Genomic DNA, 12663 nt, shown 5'->3' with positions numbered 1-12663 from the left:
ATACCACCGCAAAGTGAGGCACCCTCATGGCCACCGAGCCCATGCCCGAGCAGATCGCCGTCGACGACCTCGCCCGACTGCTGCACGACGCTGATGTCTTCGTCAACGGCGGCGACTACCCCGCCTGGGAGCAGCTGAGTACCACTCCCGGCCTTGGCCAGGACGAGGTGCGTAAGGCCGCCCGGTACCTGTTGAGGCGGCTCAGCATCACCCCCTGGCGCCCGATTGACGCCCAGGGCCCGGATGCCGCGCCCGCCGAGGAGGCCTGATTCATGTCCGACGTTGAAGCGTTCACCGAGTACGGCTGGTACGTCGAGTACGGCGACGGGACCCGCGGTTGGTTGACTCCCCTCGGCACCGACCGGGATCGCGCGCTCGCCCAGTTCCGCATGCTCGAAGCGGACATGCCCGAGGGCACCGACGAGATGCGGCTCGTCTTCGTGTCCCGCCACGTCACCCGCACCCCCTGGACCGCGGAAGACGCGCCCGCTGTAACGACCACCGTGGAGGCCTGAGATGGGTGCCGCACTACACCTCGCCCACGTGCAGGACCGTCGTGACCCGAAGCGGAAGCGCAAGGACGGCGGCGGGGACGATGGCGGTGACGGCCCGTTCCTGATCGTCCCCCGCGACGCCTGCCAAGCGTGCGCCCAGCACTGGCATCACAAGTGCTGGGGCGCCAACCCCCTCGACGAACAGCGACCCAACTGCCCGTGCCCGTGCGGAGACCCGCACGACCCGACCGGGCAGCGGATGAGTGGGAACGCCTGGGCAGACCTGGCGCAGCACGACCCGGCCGAGGTCGGGCAGGCGATGCGCCTGCGGGGCTGGTTCGAGGAAGGCGCCCTGTTCACCTGCGGCTGGAACCGCGACGAGACCGGACTGAGGAGCGAGCGGTGAGCGACGACGAACGCCTCACGAAGTACGACGAGTTCTGTGCCCGGGCCTACACCGATACCCGACTCCTCGCCGGAACCCGCGAACTGATCCTCGCCATGGCGTGGGTCATGCAACGTGACCCCGACCAGCCCGCGCCTGGCGAAGTGTTCCCTCGCGTGAAGAAGCTCCTCGGGCCGGCGAGCAGGTGGCGCCCGGACGGCCGCCGATCCCGCATGTCGGAGCTGATCGAGGCCGATGCCCCGAGGTATGAGCCGCCCCGCCAGGTCGAGCAGGCCGCCTCGCAGGCATTCTGCGAGGCGCCGCGGATGCGGGCCTACAAGCCGCGCGGGTACGTGCCGCGTACCAAGCCGGATCCCGACCTGATCCAGCCGACGCCGCTGCACCCGCGTCCGCCGACGATCGTCCACGTGCTGCCCGGCTACGTGCCGCCGCCCGAGCCGACCAAGCAGGACCCGTGCGGCGCGACCGGGCACACCCTGATCGTGGAGAAGGATCCGGCGACGGGCTGGCAGACCGCGCACTGGTTCTGCCGTCGGCACCTCGACCAGGCGGCCCGGGTCGCCGAGCAGGTTCGGGAGCAGAACGAGTTGGCGCCGGAGCCGATCCCGAACCGGGGTGGTTTGCTCGGCTCGTACTTCAAGGCGGATTTCGCGACCTTGTACGGCAAGCACTGCGATCACTGGGTGGCGCCGGTGTACGGGGTGTGCGCTGATGACTGGCCAGTGCCGGGAGTTGATGCGGTGCCGGTCCGGCCGCGGCTGCGGCTGCTGGTGGTGGGAGGGTCCGCCTGACCATCTCGGGGTGTGTCCGGCCGCGGCGCACCCCACCACCCACCCCCCCCCCACGAAGGAGGACGACATGGCCGACTTCTCATTCGGACACGGGCCCGGCGGCCCCTGGATCGGCGCGCCCCTCGGCCGGATCGACGTCACCAGTGCCGAGTTCGCCGCCGCGCTCGAACAGCATGGAGTCGAGGTGGTCCACCAGGAGCCGTTCGCGCCGCGCATGGAGCTCGGCTGGAACGACTGTGACCCCGTCGCGACCTGCCACTGTGACGCGCGCTGTGTCGGGGACTCGGTCAACGATGCGGTGCTCGCTTGGGCCGCGCACCTGACGGCCGCGCACAAGGGGGAGTGGTGACGCTCGTGAAGCGCCGCCGGCCGCGGCGCACCCCACCAACCACGAAGGAGCAACACGTGACCGATCAGGCCGTGGCCGACGGCTACACGGTGGCCGTCTATTTCCCGCCCGAGGCCCCGCGCGAGGTGATCAACGCGTTCGTCGACCGGATGGTGACGGACGCTCACGCGATCGAGCGGGACGGCTGGGATGCGTCCTGTGTCGGGCTGGATGGGGACGTGCTCGGCCTCGATGGGCCGCGCCGAGGCCGGCGCCCGTAGCGGCCCGTTCTCGCCCCGGAAGCTCCCGGACTGCCTCCGGCCCGGGTTCGGCCGCCTGAGGGGCCGCCACGGGCCGGGACGGGGCTGCGGGGCCCGGGCAGCGGAAAGCCCCCGGCAAGCGGGGGCTTCGGGGCGGGACGGCGGGGCCGACGTCAGGCCTGGGGCAGCCGCATGGGGGTGAGCTTGTAGAAGGCGTCGTTGGGGATGCCCTCGTTGTTCAGGGCTTCCGCGATTTCCTCCGTGGTCAGGCCGTCCAGGCGGAGGCGGGTGATGCGCTGGACGGTGGCGGTGTCCTCGGGGGTGATGTCGTTGCTGTCGAGCATTCCGGTCTCCTGGGGCGGGTCGGGTGGTCAGGTTAGCGCGGGGCCTGGGGGTCAGGGGCCGTCGGGCTCGGCGGGGCCAGGCGGGCGGTCGGGCCGGTGGAGGGCTTTCGCGCCGGGCATGCGGGCGTACCAGCGGATGAACTCTCGGATGGTGGCCGTGCGGTTCCGGTCGCCGACGAGTCTTCCGAGGGCTGTCCACTCGTCTTCGGGGATGCGGAGCTGGCGCAGGGGGGTGTGTCCTTCGGTGTTCTGTTTGGCCATGGTCACAGAGTAGGGGTGTATATGCACGGCGTCCAGCAATGGGGTTGCGGTGTATATGCACGAGCGCTAGCCTGTGTATATACACGAAATCGCAGAGGAGAAGCTCAGTGCCCAACCAGCGCGCCATCGCCAAGTACGAGACCGCCATCGCCGGCATCCCAGACAGTTTCGACTCCTTTACCGCCGATGCGATCCGCCACGAAGCCGAGGTCATCGCCGATAACTCGAACAGCCAGTTGGCCGCCGCGGCCGACAGGGCCATTCGCACCCACTTCGACATGCTCTCCACCTGGCACGACCACCTCGACCAGCTCGACTCCGAGATCCGTGGCGACGTCGTCGAGGGAAGCATCCCGGCCGAGGCGCAGCAGTACCTCAAGCACGAGGCCCGCGCCCTGTTCGCCGCCCAGCAGACGCTGCTCCGTGCCGTCGCCGAATACCACCACGGAACCGCCGGCCCGCTCCTCGATGAGGCGTATGGCTACGCCTACGCACTGTCGAACAGCGCCCTCAGCCCGTTCTGACTCGACCGCCCGACGCCATCACCCTGAGGAGACCCCGTTGTCCCGGAACCCGAACATCGAACTCGCCGCCCGCACGATCGCCCGCATGATGCAGGAAGGCGCAGACGCCACCGCCATCGCGAACAAGCTCGAACCCGTCCTGGAGGACCCCCGACTGGGACGCCCGCAGGAGGAGATCACCCAGCTTCGCGAGCAGATCGCCAAGCTGGAGGAGAACTCCGCTGTGCTCCGCGCCCTCGAAGCCGCCGGGGTCGACAACTGGGACGGCTACTCCGACGCCCTCAGCAGCCTCGACTGACCACCCCCGCCCGGCTGCCCCGGCGGCCGGGCCCACCCACCCGAAGGAACTCGCGATGAGCTACACAACGCACGTCACTGGCGCCTTCCGCATCACCCCGCCCCTGTCCTGGCGCGAGATCAAGGACAGCCCGTTCATCTCACCCCACTGGGACGCCAGCGACCTGGTCCTGCGCGTCGAGGAGGTCGCCGTCGACACCGACGACGGCCAACTCGTCCGCAAGACCGCCTCGACACTGGCGATGCGGGAAATCGACGAGTACAACTGCCGGAACCTCATGGCCCAGGTCCAGAAGGCCGTCGACGACTTCCCCGGCCACGCCTGGTCGGGCCGGCTGGAGTGCGCGGGCGAGGAGAACACCGACCTGTGGCGGGTCGTCATCCGCGACGGCAAGGCAGTCCGTGTCGAGCCGCGCATCGTCTGGCCCGACGACGAGTCCTGACCCGACCCCGCCCGTCTTCCCGGCGGCCGGCCCAACCCGAAGGAGCAGCACTGTGAACACCACCGTCGACCAGGTCCACGCCCTCTTCGCCAAGCTCACCCTGCCCGTCCTCACCGACACCGAAAGCGGCGACGAGGGCTTCCACGCCCGCACCCAGGCTGGCCGCGACACCGTCGAGGTCCGCTACCAGTTCGGCTTCTACCAGACGATGGAAGCCGCAGACCTGGCCGCCTCACCCCAGCTCCGCGCCGACTTCCAGCGGGCCGTCAACGCCGCCCCGCAGTACGGCTACACCGTCACCTGGAAGCCACGCACCGCCCTGATGCACGTCACCCGCACCGACAACTGAGGAGCAGCACAATGTTCGAGGACCACAGCGCCAACCAGATCGCCGCCGAGCTCAACCAGGTCCAGCACTACGACCCGCAGTACACCGGCGCCCTGTCCATGCTCGACGAGGCCACCCTCCGCTGGACGCTCCGCCACCCCGTACTCAGCGCCCCGCAGAACGCGTTCTCCCAGGCCCGCTACCGGCAGAAGCCCACCCTCGCCAACCAGGGCCGCGACCAGCAGCAGGCGTGGGCCGACGTCGTCACCGCCGCTGAGGCGCTCGCCCTGGCGCTGCGCCCGTACGGCGACGAGCAGTTGCAGTTCTGTGGCGTCCGGTCCGTGTACGGCACCTGCCACGGTCTGGTGCATGACGGGCCGTGCACGCGCAGCGACAACCACGTCAACGACTGAGGAGCCTTTCGTGTTCGAGTTGCTTGTCGGCGCCGCCCTCGCCGCCTCCACCTACGGCGCCGGCGTTCTTACCGGCCGCCACCAGCGTCGCAACCGCACCCCCGCCGAGATCTGCCAGTGCGCGCACGGCTCCGCGTTCCACGACGCGACCGGCTGCCACCACATCGTCAAGGGCCAGGGCTTGCAGTACCGGGACGGGGTGCCGATCAAGTGGGAGCGCGTCGAATGCCCGTGCGTCCGCTACGTCGGCCCGCTCAGCAGCTACATCCCCGAACTCGACGCACCCGCAAAGGAGATCACGCCATGACCGACACCACCGACTCGGCCGGCATTTTGGCGCTGCCGTCAACGGCCAGCCCGTCTACCTGGCCCGCTGAGGAGTACCGATGACCGACGGACCCATGGCCCTGCTCACCGAGATCCCCGCCGACGACCCAGTCGAGAACGGCTCGGGCCCGGGCTGGACCCTGCATGACGAGCTGTGCGACGAGTGGGACTTGAACGCCTGCCCATGGCTCTACGACCGCGACTCCGAACTGTGGGCTGCCGTCCCGTGGACCTGGCGCGGCGAGGCAATCCTTTGGCCGTTCGCTGGGGACATGCGCCCCGCTACCCGCGCGAGCGTGGAGGCGGCGTTCGGGCCGCTGGTCGACGAGCCGCACTGCCGGGTCTGCGGCAGCACCATGCTCCGCGAGGACGGCACCTGCTCGCGACGCCTCGACACCATCGCCCACCCCAAGCGCTGAGGAGCAGCACGATGACCGACACCACCCCGCCCGCCGAGCAGGGCACCCACTTCTGGTTCATGAGCCTCATGAAGGCCATCCCCGGAGGAGGCGGGTTCAGCACACACGACCGTTCCGGCACCTGCAGCCCTCGGACAGGCAACACCCGCCTCGACATGTTCACCGAGCTGCACGGGTGGGTCGAGGCGACCTGGCCCGAACTTGCGGGGGCCACCGTCATCGCCTTCGACATCCAGCCCAACAAGATCTGAGGACCCCATGACCGACTTCTTCAAGCCCGAAACGGCGTACCGCCACAGCAGCGAGAACGGTTCCGAAGGCATCTTCCTCGTCAAGTACGTCGGCCGCGCCCCCGGCCCGTTCGAGCACCACTCCGAGACACTGGGCGTTGCGTTCGGCTGGCTTTGGGGGCCCGGCCCGAACGGCTGGGAGGGCCGGGGTGCCTACCTGACACCGGACTTCGTCGGCTGGGAGGAGATCCCCCTCCCGCCGTGCGGCGCCCAGGTCAGCGGCCACACCTGTGTCAGCACCGAGCCCGACCACTACCGGCACCACGCCGCCAACGGCAACTACTGGTTCAACGTCGACCCGTGCAAGCACGACGACTGCCAGAACCTCGACTGCGACCCCGTGCCTTCCGTTCACTGCGGCGCGCCCAACGACGCCGGCGACCACTGCCTGCTCCTGACGCACGCAGGCCGGACCCCGCACGTCTACCTGGAGTCCTGATGGCCCGCAAGTCGAAGCCCTGGGCGGTCATCTGCGCCACCCCTGGCCAGCCGATCCGCACCGAGCACACCAGCGAGAAGAAGGCGTTCGAGAAGGTCCGCGCCGAGGCCGACCTCGTCCAGCAGGGCCGCTCCCGCGTCACCCGCATCCGCGTCGAGAAGTGGGCCACTGACCACTGGCAGCTGTTCGACCTCATCGACCCCAAGGAGTGGTGATGAACCCGACCCCGACCCCCGACGAGATCGCCGCCGAGGAATCCGAGTGGATGCGCACCGGCCGGATCCGCTGCCACGACTGCGGCGCTCGCGTCACCACCCGCACCCTCGAAACCCTCCCCGACCACCAGTGCAGCCGCCGCCAGCAGGCACGAAGCGAACGAGAGGCCCAGCCGTGAGCAGCGCCGAACGCGACTCCGTTGCCGCCGAGTTCATTGCCCGCATGCAGTCCCGCGACCCCGACGACCTCGAAGCCGACCGTCAAGCGGCATGGACCGGCGACGAGCCGCCCAAGCCGATCCGCTACAACATCACCGAGCACAAGCCGCACGGCGAGAACACGGTGATCTACGAAGTCCGCCGCGGCCACACCAAAGCCTTCACCCTTCGCATCGAAACCCACCCACGCGCCCTGCACGACACATGGCCGCTCCGCCGCGAGATCGCCAATCACGCCGGCGTCGACCCCGACGAGGTCCTACCGCAGTGGGACAAGGACAGGCAGCGACGCCAGATGGGCCGATTCGCCCCGGCACTCTGGCTGATCCACCCGAATCGAGATGAAAACTCCCTCTGACAAGGAGAAGCACCATGCGCACCCCCGCCCCGATCGTCCGCCCCGGTGACACCATCGACTCCGACGAATGGTCGATCATCGCCAACAAGCGTCAGCTCCACGCCGCGTTCCGCGCCTGGCTCGCCGACTACAACCCCGAGTTCCTGGACGAGTTGGAGCACGCCCAGCTCGACGAGGACCGCGTCTACAACGGGCTGCCCTACGCCGTCGACGAGATCATCGACCACATCAAGGAGCAGCAGCGGTGACCACCGCCAAGCCGACCGGCACCTGCACCGTCTGCGGCAAGGCCCGCACCCTGCGGAAGGACGGAACCCTCTGGACCCACGGCATCTGCAAAGGCGCCGGCCAGCCCCCGAAGGAGCAGCAGTGAACCCCATCGACATCCGAGACCTCGCACTGAACCTCGACAGTCTCATCGGCGGCCTCGACGACCACACCACCCGCGGGCCGCTGCTCGTCACCCGCGACGGCGAGCCCGAAGCCGTGATCATCCGCCACAAGGCGTACGCACCCCGCCTGCACGACTTCGCGGTGGACGTAGGCGGCATCTGGTGTCGCCACTGCACGCCAGCCAAGCGCATCACCTGCGACACCACCAGCCTCGGCGTGGCTGTCGAGGCCGCCAACCAGCACTGGCGCGAGCAGCACCGGGCCAAGCCGTGACAGTCCGATCGGTCACCGTGTACGTCACCACCTGCGACGGCTGCGGCCGTGAACTCGGCCAGGGCTACGGCCACCGCGAAACCTACGACACCCAGCAGGAAGCCGACACCGCCGCCCGTGTCGCCGGCTGGACCGCGCACCCCGGCGGCACCCACTACTGCCAGGAAGGCGAACACCAGTGACCACCACACCCCGCCGGCTCGACCAGCGCCTCGCCCTCCGCGACCGGTTCCGCGACATCCTCGCCACCGCGCAGGCGGAACGGCACCTGCGTGAGGACGTCATCGACGGTGAACTCGAATGGGTCGCCCATGAGCGCACCACCATGCACCGCGCCGTCAACAAGGCCCGCGCCGAGCTCGGCAAGCAGCCCCTTCCGATCAGCGCGGTCGAGGCTGTCGAGCAGCAGGCCGTCGGGCACTCCGACTACAGCAGCAAGTACGCCCCGTACTGCGCCGAACTCGTCCAGGAGAAGCCTTGACCGACCACCGAAGCCGTCTCACCCGAGACATCCAGCGTCTCGCCCAAGAAGCCCAGCGTCTCGCGACCACGGCATCCACCGACGAACTCGCCTTCGGCACCCAGACGCTAGCCGAGCAGGCCCTCCGCATCGCACTTCGGGCCGCCCGACTCGACGAAGCCGACCCGCAGCGGTGATCGACAGTGGCGGCCAACCCCTCTGACAAGGAGCAGCACATGCCCGCGAAGCCCGGCCAGATCTACCAGCAGTGCGACCCGCACGCCCCGCACATCCGCCTGCGAATCATGACCGTCGGCCCGAACCGCGCCGAGGTGTTCTACATGCACACCGGGAGGGCCGGCCGCATCCTCCTCAACGCCCTCCACGACAGCGCGGTCACCAAGACCGGCAAGCCCCGCCGCACCGGATACGCACTGGAGACCAAGTGACCATCCGCAACGTCTATCTGGACTGCGAGTTCATCCCGTCCGACCCTTCGATCGCGGGCCTGATCTCCATCGGCCTCACCGACGGCCAAGGCCGGGACTACTACGCCGTCAACTCCTACCTGGACGCCAGCACAGTCACCTCGCACCCGTGGCTGTCCAGGAACGTCTGGCCCTACCTGCCGAACTGCGCCGCCGACTTCGGCCTCCCGGGCTGGCTGGACATCAGGCACCCCGACGTGAAGACGCCCAAGCAGATCAAGGCGGACCTGACCCGTTACTTCGGCGACCACGGCCCCGCCCACCTGTACGCCTGGTACGGCGGCCAGGACATCAACCGGCTTCACTCCCTGTGGGACAACGACTGGTCGGCGATGCCGGAGGACATTCCGCGCTGGTTCCACGAGATCCAGTCCCTCGCCTACCTGGCCGGAGACCCGCAACTGCCGCAGCAGGACGGCGGGGAGCACCACGCCCTGGCTGACGCCAAGTACAACCGGCAGCTCCACCAGTTCCTGACCCAGCGAGCCGGCCCCCACGCCTGCCCGACGTGTACCGGGACCGGCGGCGACCACCAAATCGGATGCACGGAGGGGGAGTCGTGACCAACCGCTGGAACCCCGACAAGCCCCACCGCTGCCCGAACTGCCACGCCATCGCCATCAGCGGCCACAAATCCAGCAGTTGGCGCGTCTACACCTGCTGCCGGTGCGCCACCCGCTTCACGCGCCGGCCTTGGCTCGCCCGGCTCCTGCCCGACGCCGGCGTCCGCTGCGGCGAGCACCAGACTGTCCGCGACGGCATCCTCGACGAGGCGCTGCAGATCATCACCGACCCCGGCTGGCGTGCTCACGGCCTTGGCTGGGAGAGCGCCCGCGACGCCGTCCAGCACCTCAAGAACGGCACCCACCCGTCCCAGTTCCAGGAGCAGCAGTGACCGCTATCGACCGTCTGCGCCGCGACATCCTCAACGAGATCGACAACCTCCTCGCCGCCGGCCAGCAGCCGCTGCCCCGCCGCGGCGACCAGTTCGAGCAGTGGCTCAAAGCCCAACGCGACGAGTACGAAGTGGAATCATCCGAGCAGTGGAAGGCCCTGAACGAAGTGCTCGACACCTACCGGCTCCACGCCGACACCGGCACCCCACTCGACCAGCACTGCTGTGAGAACGGCAACGTCGACGACTGCCACGGCTGCCACCAGGAGAGCAAGCGATGACCGCCACCTGGGATCGCACACAGCCGGGTGACGACCTGACAGGCCGCGCTCGGCACCGCTGGTACGTCGAAGGCTGGGAGAGCGGCGAATGGGGCATGGTCGCCTCACCCAGCGACAGCATCCCCGAGGCCGAGCGCAAGCAGGCCGGCGTCGCACGACGCGTCCCCGGCCTCACCATGCGGATCGTCCGCGAAACCGTCACCTACACCGTCGAGGAGCAGCAGCCGTGAACGACACCATCAAGCCGGTCCCCGACGGCCTCAACGAGATCGACCTCGGCATGAGCAACTTCGACCACTCCATCGACCCCGGCTTCGAGGACCGGCTGCGCAACGAGTCCGTCTGGGGTCGCCACGCCGCATGGAACTTCAACGGCCGCGTCTGGTTCGCAGACGGCGAGTTCCACGAGGAGGTGTGGCGCTACGGTCAGCCGGTGGCGTCCTTCTCCGAGGCCACGCTGACGGAGTTGATGGAGACGGTCAGCGACGAATACGGATGGGAGTGAGGGGCAGCCGTGATCCGCGACAACCGCTTCCTGATCTCCCGCAAGCCGTTCGCCATCGACCTGAGCACGGTCACGGGCGAGCAGCAGCCGCGCGGCGACCTCCACGCGTTCAGTGGCACCGCCAACGCCGTCTGGTACCGGCGCAAGGACGGCGTCACCCGCGCCTGCATCGGAACCCTCGGGCTGTGGGACCACTACCTGCCCCGCCCCCTCAACCTTGAAGACCCGCACGACATCCTCACCGCCGACCTGGACGGCCGCTACGGCGGCAAGTGCCACGGCCGGTGGGATGGCGAACGGTACTGGGGCGCGCAGGAACCGGCGGTGATGGAGCAGCACCTAGCAGTGCTCCGGCCCATGCTCGCCAACTACCCCGAGATCCCCGACGGGCACGACGGCTGGTGGAGGTTCTGATGACCGACCCTGATGGCCTGCACGAGTGGCGGCACGCCGCCTACCAGGCAACCCGCGAACGCGACCAGGCCCGACGGAAGCTCGCCCGGATCGAGCAGATGGCCGCCGCCTGGCAGCAGCGGTTCCCCGACACGATCCGCACCGCCGCAGTCGTCGAAGCCATCCGCACCATCACCCAGGAACAGCCATGACCGACGATCCGATCGAGCTGCTCTACTACGCAGGCCGCGCCCTGTGGCTGAGTGTCCTCGTCGGCGACCCCGCACCCGCCACGCTCCAACTTCGGAACCGCATGAAGCAGCCCCGGCCCGGCGACCTCGTCATCGAGATCAGCAGCTTCAACCAGACCTTCGACCCCGACAGCGTTGGCCGCCTCGTCCGAATCGAGAACGCCCACGACATGGGCCTCTGCCGCCACGTCACCGCCCCTCTCGGCCGGCCCGGTGAGGAACAGGGCTGGCGGAACGCAGAGTTCGTTGCTATACCCGACCGGCGATCCTCGGACCGGTGGGCCCAGCCCGCGAAGGAGACCAACAGGTGACCGCCGTGGCCCGCTACTTCTGCCCGCTCGACTGTGGCTGGCACCACGACCAGGCCGCCTTGGACTTCACCGACCGGGACAGGCTGTACCCGATCGCGGACCTTCCGTGCCCCGAGGGCGTCGACCTGATCGCGTTCGGGGCCGCAGCGGGCGAACTGCAGGCCGTTGATGCCATCGTGAAGGCGCACCTGGAGACACACGAACTGATCGAGTGGGTGCAGGCCGTCGGGCGCCTCAAGACCGAACGCGACCGGCTCACCGCCGAACTGGAACGCCGGCTGATCCTCGCGTGCGGCGCCAGCATGGCCACGGGCATCGGCGACCCGGTCGGCCCGTGCACGCTGCGGTACAACCACGACGGGCCGGTCCACCAGGACGCCACAGGCTGCCGCTGGTGGGGCACCACCACGTTCGCCGCTAATACCGCCAAGGCGCAGCAGTGAGCGAGGCCCCCGGCCAACACCGGGGGCCTCGTGCTACCCCTCCCTCGGTGCGGCCATGTGGCCGAGCGCCCAGTTCTGCCGGTAGTTGCAGGACGGATCAGAGCAGCGCATGCCGTCCCTGCGAGCGATCAGTACCACGTGCCAGCCCTGGTGGATATCACGAGTCCGGCTGCAGATGAGAGGGTGCTCGGCGGCGGTCTGGTAGGAGTTGATCGCCCGGATCTGCTCGGGCGTCCACGGTGCTTGAATCTCATCAGCCACGCTGCTCCTCTTCCCAGCCCCATCCCTGGGCGAGCAGCCGGACGCGGCGCTCCACCCGTGCGTCCCGGCCGCAATCGCACGGCCCGCCAGCCCGCCCCTCATCGGCACAGACGTTGCCGAACCGGTCGTCTGTCGCCGCTGCACACGAGTACCAGCCGTCATCGACCATCAGATGTTCGTCAGCCTGCAGATCAGCCAGCAGCTCCCGCTCGGCGGCGACACGGCGCAGCACCGACACCGGGTCGTGTAGGGCGATGTGGTCGGCGAAGGACCCGCCATACGTTGGGCAGACATCAGTCTCTCGGCCATGCTGGTCTTGGGCCCGGACGTATGTCCCCGTAGCAGGACGCGTTGCAACGTACCACTCCCCGATCTCCTCGCGGTCAGCGCCGTTGAGCAGAGCGCCGAGCTGGTCCAAAGCCGCCCGCGCCAACTCCTCGGCGCGCGCGTGCGCCTGCCGCAGGAACACCACCGCCGGATGCCCGTTCACCGCTTTCACTGTCGCCTCCCGCTCCGAAACGCAAAGATCAACACGACCACCAGGCACAACAGA

The 12663-nt window shown here is 69.0% G+C and carries 38 protein-coding genes; 34 read left to right on the top strand and 4 right to left on the bottom strand.

Going from position 1 to position 12663, the window contains the following annotated elements; translation table 11 throughout:
- Positions 1-26 precede the first annotated feature (26 nt).
- The 6 genes from OG294_RS14090 to OG294_RS14065 all read left to right on the top strand — a co-directional run bounded on the left by OG294_RS14090 (position 27) and on the right by OG294_RS14065 (position 2300).
- Entirely contained in the window at positions 27-269 is a 243-nt protein-coding gene (locus tag OG294_RS14090; RefSeq protein WP_327066841.1) for a hypothetical protein, read from the top strand.
- Between the two features lie 3 nt (positions 270-272).
- Positions 273-515, top strand: coding sequence for a hypothetical protein (locus tag OG294_RS14085; protein WP_327066840.1), 243 nt, complete (start codon positions 273-275; stop codon positions 513-515).
- A gap of 1 nt (position 516) precedes the next feature.
- Positions 517-900 (top strand): hypothetical protein, encoded by a 384-nt coding sequence (locus tag OG294_RS14080; protein ID WP_327066839.1) that lies wholly within the window; start codon positions 517-519, stop codon positions 898-900.
- Positions 897-1691: a hypothetical protein gene (locus tag OG294_RS14075; protein ID WP_327066838.1), complete on the top strand. Its 795-nt coding sequence runs from the start codon at positions 897-899 to the stop codon at positions 1689-1691. Before OG294_RS14080 ends, OG294_RS14075 begins: the two co-directional genes overlap by 4 nt.
- A 67-nt stretch (positions 1692-1758) precedes the next feature.
- The gene (locus tag OG294_RS14070) at positions 1759-2040 is read left to right on the top strand and encodes a hypothetical protein (protein ID WP_327066837.1); all 282 of its coding nucleotides are present in this window, start codon (positions 1759-1761) and stop codon (positions 2038-2040) included.
- 56 nt (positions 2041-2096) lie between these two features.
- Complete coding sequence (locus OG294_RS14065; RefSeq protein WP_327066836.1) at positions 2097-2300, top strand: hypothetical protein; 204 nt, start codon at positions 2097-2099, stop codon at positions 2298-2300.
- A 152-nt stretch (positions 2301-2452) separates the two neighbouring features.
- Here the strand turns inward: OG294_RS14065 and OG294_RS14060 are convergent, their stop codons facing one another.
- Together OG294_RS14060 and OG294_RS14055 are read right to left on the bottom strand one after the other, a co-directional pair.
- Positions 2453-2623, bottom strand: coding sequence for a hypothetical protein (locus tag OG294_RS14060; protein ID WP_327066835.1), 171 nt, complete (start codon positions 2621-2623; stop codon positions 2453-2455).
- A gap of 51 nt (positions 2624-2674) precedes the next feature.
- The gene (locus OG294_RS14055) at positions 2675-2884 is read right to left on the bottom strand and encodes a hypothetical protein (RefSeq protein ID WP_327066834.1); all 210 of its coding nucleotides are present in this window, start codon (positions 2882-2884) and stop codon (positions 2675-2677) included.
- 107 nt (positions 2885-2991) lie between these two features.
- On the opposite strand from OG294_RS14055, the gene OG294_RS14050 reads away from it, so the two are divergent.
- The 28 genes from OG294_RS14050 (at position 2992) to OG294_RS13915 (ending at position 11849) form a co-directional block, all read left to right on the top strand.
- Entirely contained in the window at positions 2992-3408 is a 417-nt protein-coding gene (locus OG294_RS14050) for a hypothetical protein (RefSeq protein ID WP_327066833.1), read from the top strand.
- A gap of 37 nt (positions 3409-3445) precedes the next feature.
- On the top strand, positions 3446-3706 hold the full coding sequence (locus OG294_RS14045) for a hypothetical protein (protein WP_327066832.1): 261 nt from the start codon (positions 3446-3448) through the stop codon (positions 3704-3706).
- 55 nt (positions 3707-3761) lie between these two features.
- Positions 3762-4148 carry a DUF6205 family protein gene (locus OG294_RS14040; protein ID WP_327066831.1) on the top strand — a complete coding sequence of 129 codons (387 nt, stop codon included), beginning with the start codon at positions 3762-3764 and terminating at the stop codon, positions 4146-4148.
- A gap of 52 nt (positions 4149-4200) precedes the next feature.
- A complete protein-coding gene (locus tag OG294_RS14035; RefSeq protein ID WP_327066830.1) occupies positions 4201-4497 on the top strand; it encodes a hypothetical protein in 297 nt (98 codons plus the stop codon).
- Between the two features lie 11 nt (positions 4498-4508).
- Positions 4509-4889: a hypothetical protein gene (locus OG294_RS14030; protein WP_327066829.1), complete on the top strand. Its 381-nt coding sequence runs from the start codon at positions 4509-4511 to the stop codon at positions 4887-4889.
- Positions 4890-4899: 10 nt separating this feature from the next.
- Positions 4900-5196, top strand: a complete 297-nt coding sequence (locus tag OG294_RS14025; protein ID WP_327066828.1) for a hypothetical protein — start codon at positions 4900-4902, stop codon at positions 5194-5196.
- 79 nt (positions 5197-5275) lie between these two features.
- Entirely contained in the window at positions 5276-5635 is a 360-nt protein-coding gene (locus tag OG294_RS14020; protein WP_327066827.1) for a hypothetical protein, read from the top strand.
- A gap of 11 nt (positions 5636-5646) precedes the next feature.
- A complete protein-coding gene (locus OG294_RS14015; RefSeq protein WP_327066826.1) occupies positions 5647-5886 on the top strand; it encodes a hypothetical protein in 240 nt (79 codons plus the stop codon).
- Between the two features lie 7 nt (positions 5887-5893).
- Positions 5894-6364 (top strand): hypothetical protein, encoded by a 471-nt coding sequence (locus tag OG294_RS14010; RefSeq protein ID WP_327066825.1) that lies wholly within the window; start codon positions 5894-5896, stop codon positions 6362-6364.
- The gene (locus tag OG294_RS14005; protein WP_327066824.1) at positions 6364-6579 is read left to right on the top strand and encodes a hypothetical protein; all 216 of its coding nucleotides are present in this window, start codon (positions 6364-6366) and stop codon (positions 6577-6579) included. Before OG294_RS14010 ends, OG294_RS14005 begins: the two co-directional genes overlap by 1 nt.
- On the top strand, positions 6579-6758 hold the full coding sequence (locus tag OG294_RS14000; protein ID WP_327066823.1) for a hypothetical protein: 180 nt from the start codon (positions 6579-6581) through the stop codon (positions 6756-6758). The genes OG294_RS14005 and OG294_RS14000 overlap by 1 nt, the downstream gene beginning before the upstream one ends.
- Entirely contained in the window at positions 6755-7156 is a 402-nt protein-coding gene (locus OG294_RS13995; protein WP_327066822.1) for a hypothetical protein, read from the top strand. Before OG294_RS14000 ends, OG294_RS13995 begins: the two co-directional genes overlap by 4 nt.
- A 14-nt stretch (positions 7157-7170) precedes the next feature.
- Positions 7171-7404, top strand: coding sequence for a hypothetical protein (locus tag OG294_RS13990; RefSeq protein WP_327066821.1), 234 nt, complete (start codon positions 7171-7173; stop codon positions 7402-7404).
- Positions 7401-7529, top strand: coding sequence for a hypothetical protein (locus OG294_RS13985; protein WP_327066820.1), 129 nt, complete (start codon positions 7401-7403; stop codon positions 7527-7529). Before OG294_RS13990 ends, OG294_RS13985 begins: the two co-directional genes overlap by 4 nt.
- Positions 7526-7822: a hypothetical protein gene (locus OG294_RS13980; protein ID WP_327066819.1), complete on the top strand. Its 297-nt coding sequence runs from the start codon at positions 7526-7528 to the stop codon at positions 7820-7822. Before OG294_RS13985 ends, OG294_RS13980 begins: the two co-directional genes overlap by 4 nt.
- A gap of 17 nt (positions 7823-7839) precedes the next feature.
- Positions 7840-8004, top strand: a complete 165-nt coding sequence (locus OG294_RS13975; protein WP_327066818.1) for a hypothetical protein — start codon at positions 7840-7842, stop codon at positions 8002-8004.
- Complete coding sequence (locus OG294_RS13970) at positions 8001-8303, top strand: hypothetical protein (protein WP_327066817.1); 303 nt, start codon at positions 8001-8003, stop codon at positions 8301-8303. Before OG294_RS13975 ends, OG294_RS13970 begins: the two co-directional genes overlap by 4 nt.
- The gene (locus OG294_RS13965; protein WP_327066816.1) at positions 8300-8479 is read left to right on the top strand and encodes a hypothetical protein; all 180 of its coding nucleotides are present in this window, start codon (positions 8300-8302) and stop codon (positions 8477-8479) included. Before OG294_RS13970 ends, OG294_RS13965 begins: the two co-directional genes overlap by 4 nt.
- A 39-nt stretch (positions 8480-8518) precedes the next feature.
- Positions 8519-8731, top strand: coding sequence for a hypothetical protein (locus OG294_RS13960; RefSeq protein ID WP_327066815.1), 213 nt, complete (start codon positions 8519-8521; stop codon positions 8729-8731).
- On the top strand, positions 8728-9333 hold the full coding sequence (locus OG294_RS13955) for a hypothetical protein (protein WP_327066814.1): 606 nt from the start codon (positions 8728-8730) through the stop codon (positions 9331-9333). Before OG294_RS13960 ends, OG294_RS13955 begins: the two co-directional genes overlap by 4 nt.
- Positions 9330-9665: a hypothetical protein gene (locus OG294_RS13950; protein ID WP_327066813.1), complete on the top strand. Its 336-nt coding sequence runs from the start codon at positions 9330-9332 to the stop codon at positions 9663-9665. The genes OG294_RS13955 and OG294_RS13950 overlap by 4 nt, the downstream gene beginning before the upstream one ends.
- Positions 9662-9946, top strand: a complete 285-nt coding sequence (locus tag OG294_RS13945; protein WP_327066812.1) for a hypothetical protein — start codon at positions 9662-9664, stop codon at positions 9944-9946. Before OG294_RS13950 ends, OG294_RS13945 begins: the two co-directional genes overlap by 4 nt.
- On the top strand, positions 9943-10176 hold the full coding sequence (locus OG294_RS13940) for a hypothetical protein (protein ID WP_327066811.1): 234 nt from the start codon (positions 9943-9945) through the stop codon (positions 10174-10176). Before OG294_RS13945 ends, OG294_RS13940 begins: the two co-directional genes overlap by 4 nt.
- A complete protein-coding gene (locus tag OG294_RS13935; protein ID WP_327066810.1) occupies positions 10173-10451 on the top strand; it encodes a hypothetical protein in 279 nt (92 codons plus the stop codon). Before OG294_RS13940 ends, OG294_RS13935 begins: the two co-directional genes overlap by 4 nt.
- A gap of 9 nt (positions 10452-10460) precedes the next feature.
- Positions 10461-10865, top strand: a complete 405-nt coding sequence (locus tag OG294_RS13930) for a hypothetical protein (protein ID WP_327066809.1) — start codon at positions 10461-10463, stop codon at positions 10863-10865.
- Positions 10865-11056, top strand: a complete 192-nt coding sequence (locus tag OG294_RS13925) for a hypothetical protein (RefSeq protein WP_327066808.1) — start codon at positions 10865-10867, stop codon at positions 11054-11056. Before OG294_RS13930 ends, OG294_RS13925 begins: the two co-directional genes overlap by 1 nt.
- Positions 11053-11406 (top strand): hypothetical protein, encoded by a 354-nt coding sequence (locus OG294_RS13920; protein WP_327066807.1) that lies wholly within the window; start codon positions 11053-11055, stop codon positions 11404-11406. Before OG294_RS13925 ends, OG294_RS13920 begins: the two co-directional genes overlap by 4 nt.
- On the top strand, positions 11403-11849 hold the full coding sequence (locus OG294_RS13915) for a hypothetical protein (RefSeq protein ID WP_327066806.1): 447 nt from the start codon (positions 11403-11405) through the stop codon (positions 11847-11849). Before OG294_RS13920 ends, OG294_RS13915 begins: the two co-directional genes overlap by 4 nt.
- Before the next feature lie 33 nt (positions 11850-11882).
- On the opposite strand, the gene OG294_RS13910 is transcribed toward OG294_RS13915, so the two are convergent.
- The gene (locus tag OG294_RS13910) at positions 11883-12110 is read right to left on the bottom strand and encodes a hypothetical protein (RefSeq protein WP_327066805.1); all 228 of its coding nucleotides are present in this window, start codon (positions 12108-12110) and stop codon (positions 11883-11885) included.
- Entirely contained in the window at positions 12103-12600 is a 498-nt protein-coding gene (locus OG294_RS13905; RefSeq protein ID WP_327066804.1) for a DUF6221 family protein, read from the bottom strand. Before OG294_RS13905 ends, OG294_RS13910 begins: the two co-directional genes overlap by 8 nt.
- Positions 12601-12663: the final 63 nt, after the last annotated feature.

Origin of the sequence: Kitasatospora sp. NBC_01302 (assembly GCF_035976515.1) — a bacterium.
Lineage (GTDB): Bacteria > Actinomycetota > Actinomycetes > Streptomycetales > Streptomycetaceae > Kitasatospora.
Note: the sequence above shows the minus strand (reverse complement) of the source record. Positions and strands in the feature narration are given on the sequence as shown.

What these genes read in the sequence shown, in the direction of transcription:
- OG294_RS14090 (WP_327066841.1), top strand. Translation starts at nt 27, where the DNA reads ATGGCCACCGAGCCCATGCCCGAGCAGATCGCCGTCGACGACCTCGCC.
- OG294_RS14085 (WP_327066840.1), top strand. Translation starts at nt 273, where the DNA reads ATGTCCGACGTTGAAGCGTTCACCGAGTACGGCTGGTACGTCGAGTAC.
- OG294_RS14080 (WP_327066839.1), top strand. Translation starts at nt 517, where the DNA reads ATGGGTGCCGCACTACACCTCGCCCACGTGCAGGACCGTCGTGACCCG.
- OG294_RS14070 (WP_327066837.1), top strand. Translation starts at nt 1,759, where the DNA reads ATGGCCGACTTCTCATTCGGACACGGGCCCGGCGGCCCCTGGATCGGC.
- OG294_RS14060 (WP_327066835.1), bottom strand. Translation starts at nt 2,623, where the DNA reads ATGCTCGACAGCAACGACATCACCCCCGAGGACACCGCCACCGTCCAG.
- OG294_RS14055 (WP_327066834.1), bottom strand. Translation starts at nt 2,884, where the DNA reads ATGGCCAAACAGAACACCGAAGGACACACCCCCCTGCGCCAGCTCCGC.
- OG294_RS14040 (WP_327066831.1), top strand. Translation starts at nt 3,762, where the DNA reads ATGAGCTACACAACGCACGTCACTGGCGCCTTCCGCATCACCCCGCCC.
- OG294_RS14030 (WP_327066829.1), top strand. Translation starts at nt 4,509, where the DNA reads ATGTTCGAGGACCACAGCGCCAACCAGATCGCCGCCGAGCTCAACCAG.
- OG294_RS14020 (WP_327066827.1), top strand. Translation starts at nt 5,276, where the DNA reads ATGACCGACGGACCCATGGCCCTGCTCACCGAGATCCCCGCCGACGAC.
- OG294_RS14015 (WP_327066826.1), top strand. Translation starts at nt 5,647, where the DNA reads ATGACCGACACCACCCCGCCCGCCGAGCAGGGCACCCACTTCTGGTTC.
- OG294_RS14010 (WP_327066825.1), top strand. Translation starts at nt 5,894, where the DNA reads ATGACCGACTTCTTCAAGCCCGAAACGGCGTACCGCCACAGCAGCGAG.
- OG294_RS14005 (WP_327066824.1), top strand. Translation starts at nt 6,364, where the DNA reads ATGGCCCGCAAGTCGAAGCCCTGGGCGGTCATCTGCGCCACCCCTGGC.
- OG294_RS14000 (WP_327066823.1), top strand. Translation starts at nt 6,579, where the DNA reads ATGAACCCGACCCCGACCCCCGACGAGATCGCCGCCGAGGAATCCGAG.
- OG294_RS13990 (WP_327066821.1), top strand. Translation starts at nt 7,171, where the DNA reads ATGCGCACCCCCGCCCCGATCGTCCGCCCCGGTGACACCATCGACTCC.
- OG294_RS13960 (WP_327066815.1), top strand. Translation starts at nt 8,519, where the DNA reads ATGCCCGCGAAGCCCGGCCAGATCTACCAGCAGTGCGACCCGCACGCC.
- OG294_RS13940 (WP_327066811.1), top strand. Translation starts at nt 9,943, where the DNA reads ATGACCGCCACCTGGGATCGCACACAGCCGGGTGACGACCTGACAGGC.
- OG294_RS13925 (WP_327066808.1), top strand. Translation starts at nt 10,865, where the DNA reads ATGACCGACCCTGATGGCCTGCACGAGTGGCGGCACGCCGCCTACCAG.
- OG294_RS13920 (WP_327066807.1), top strand. Translation starts at nt 11,053, where the DNA reads ATGACCGACGATCCGATCGAGCTGCTCTACTACGCAGGCCGCGCCCTG.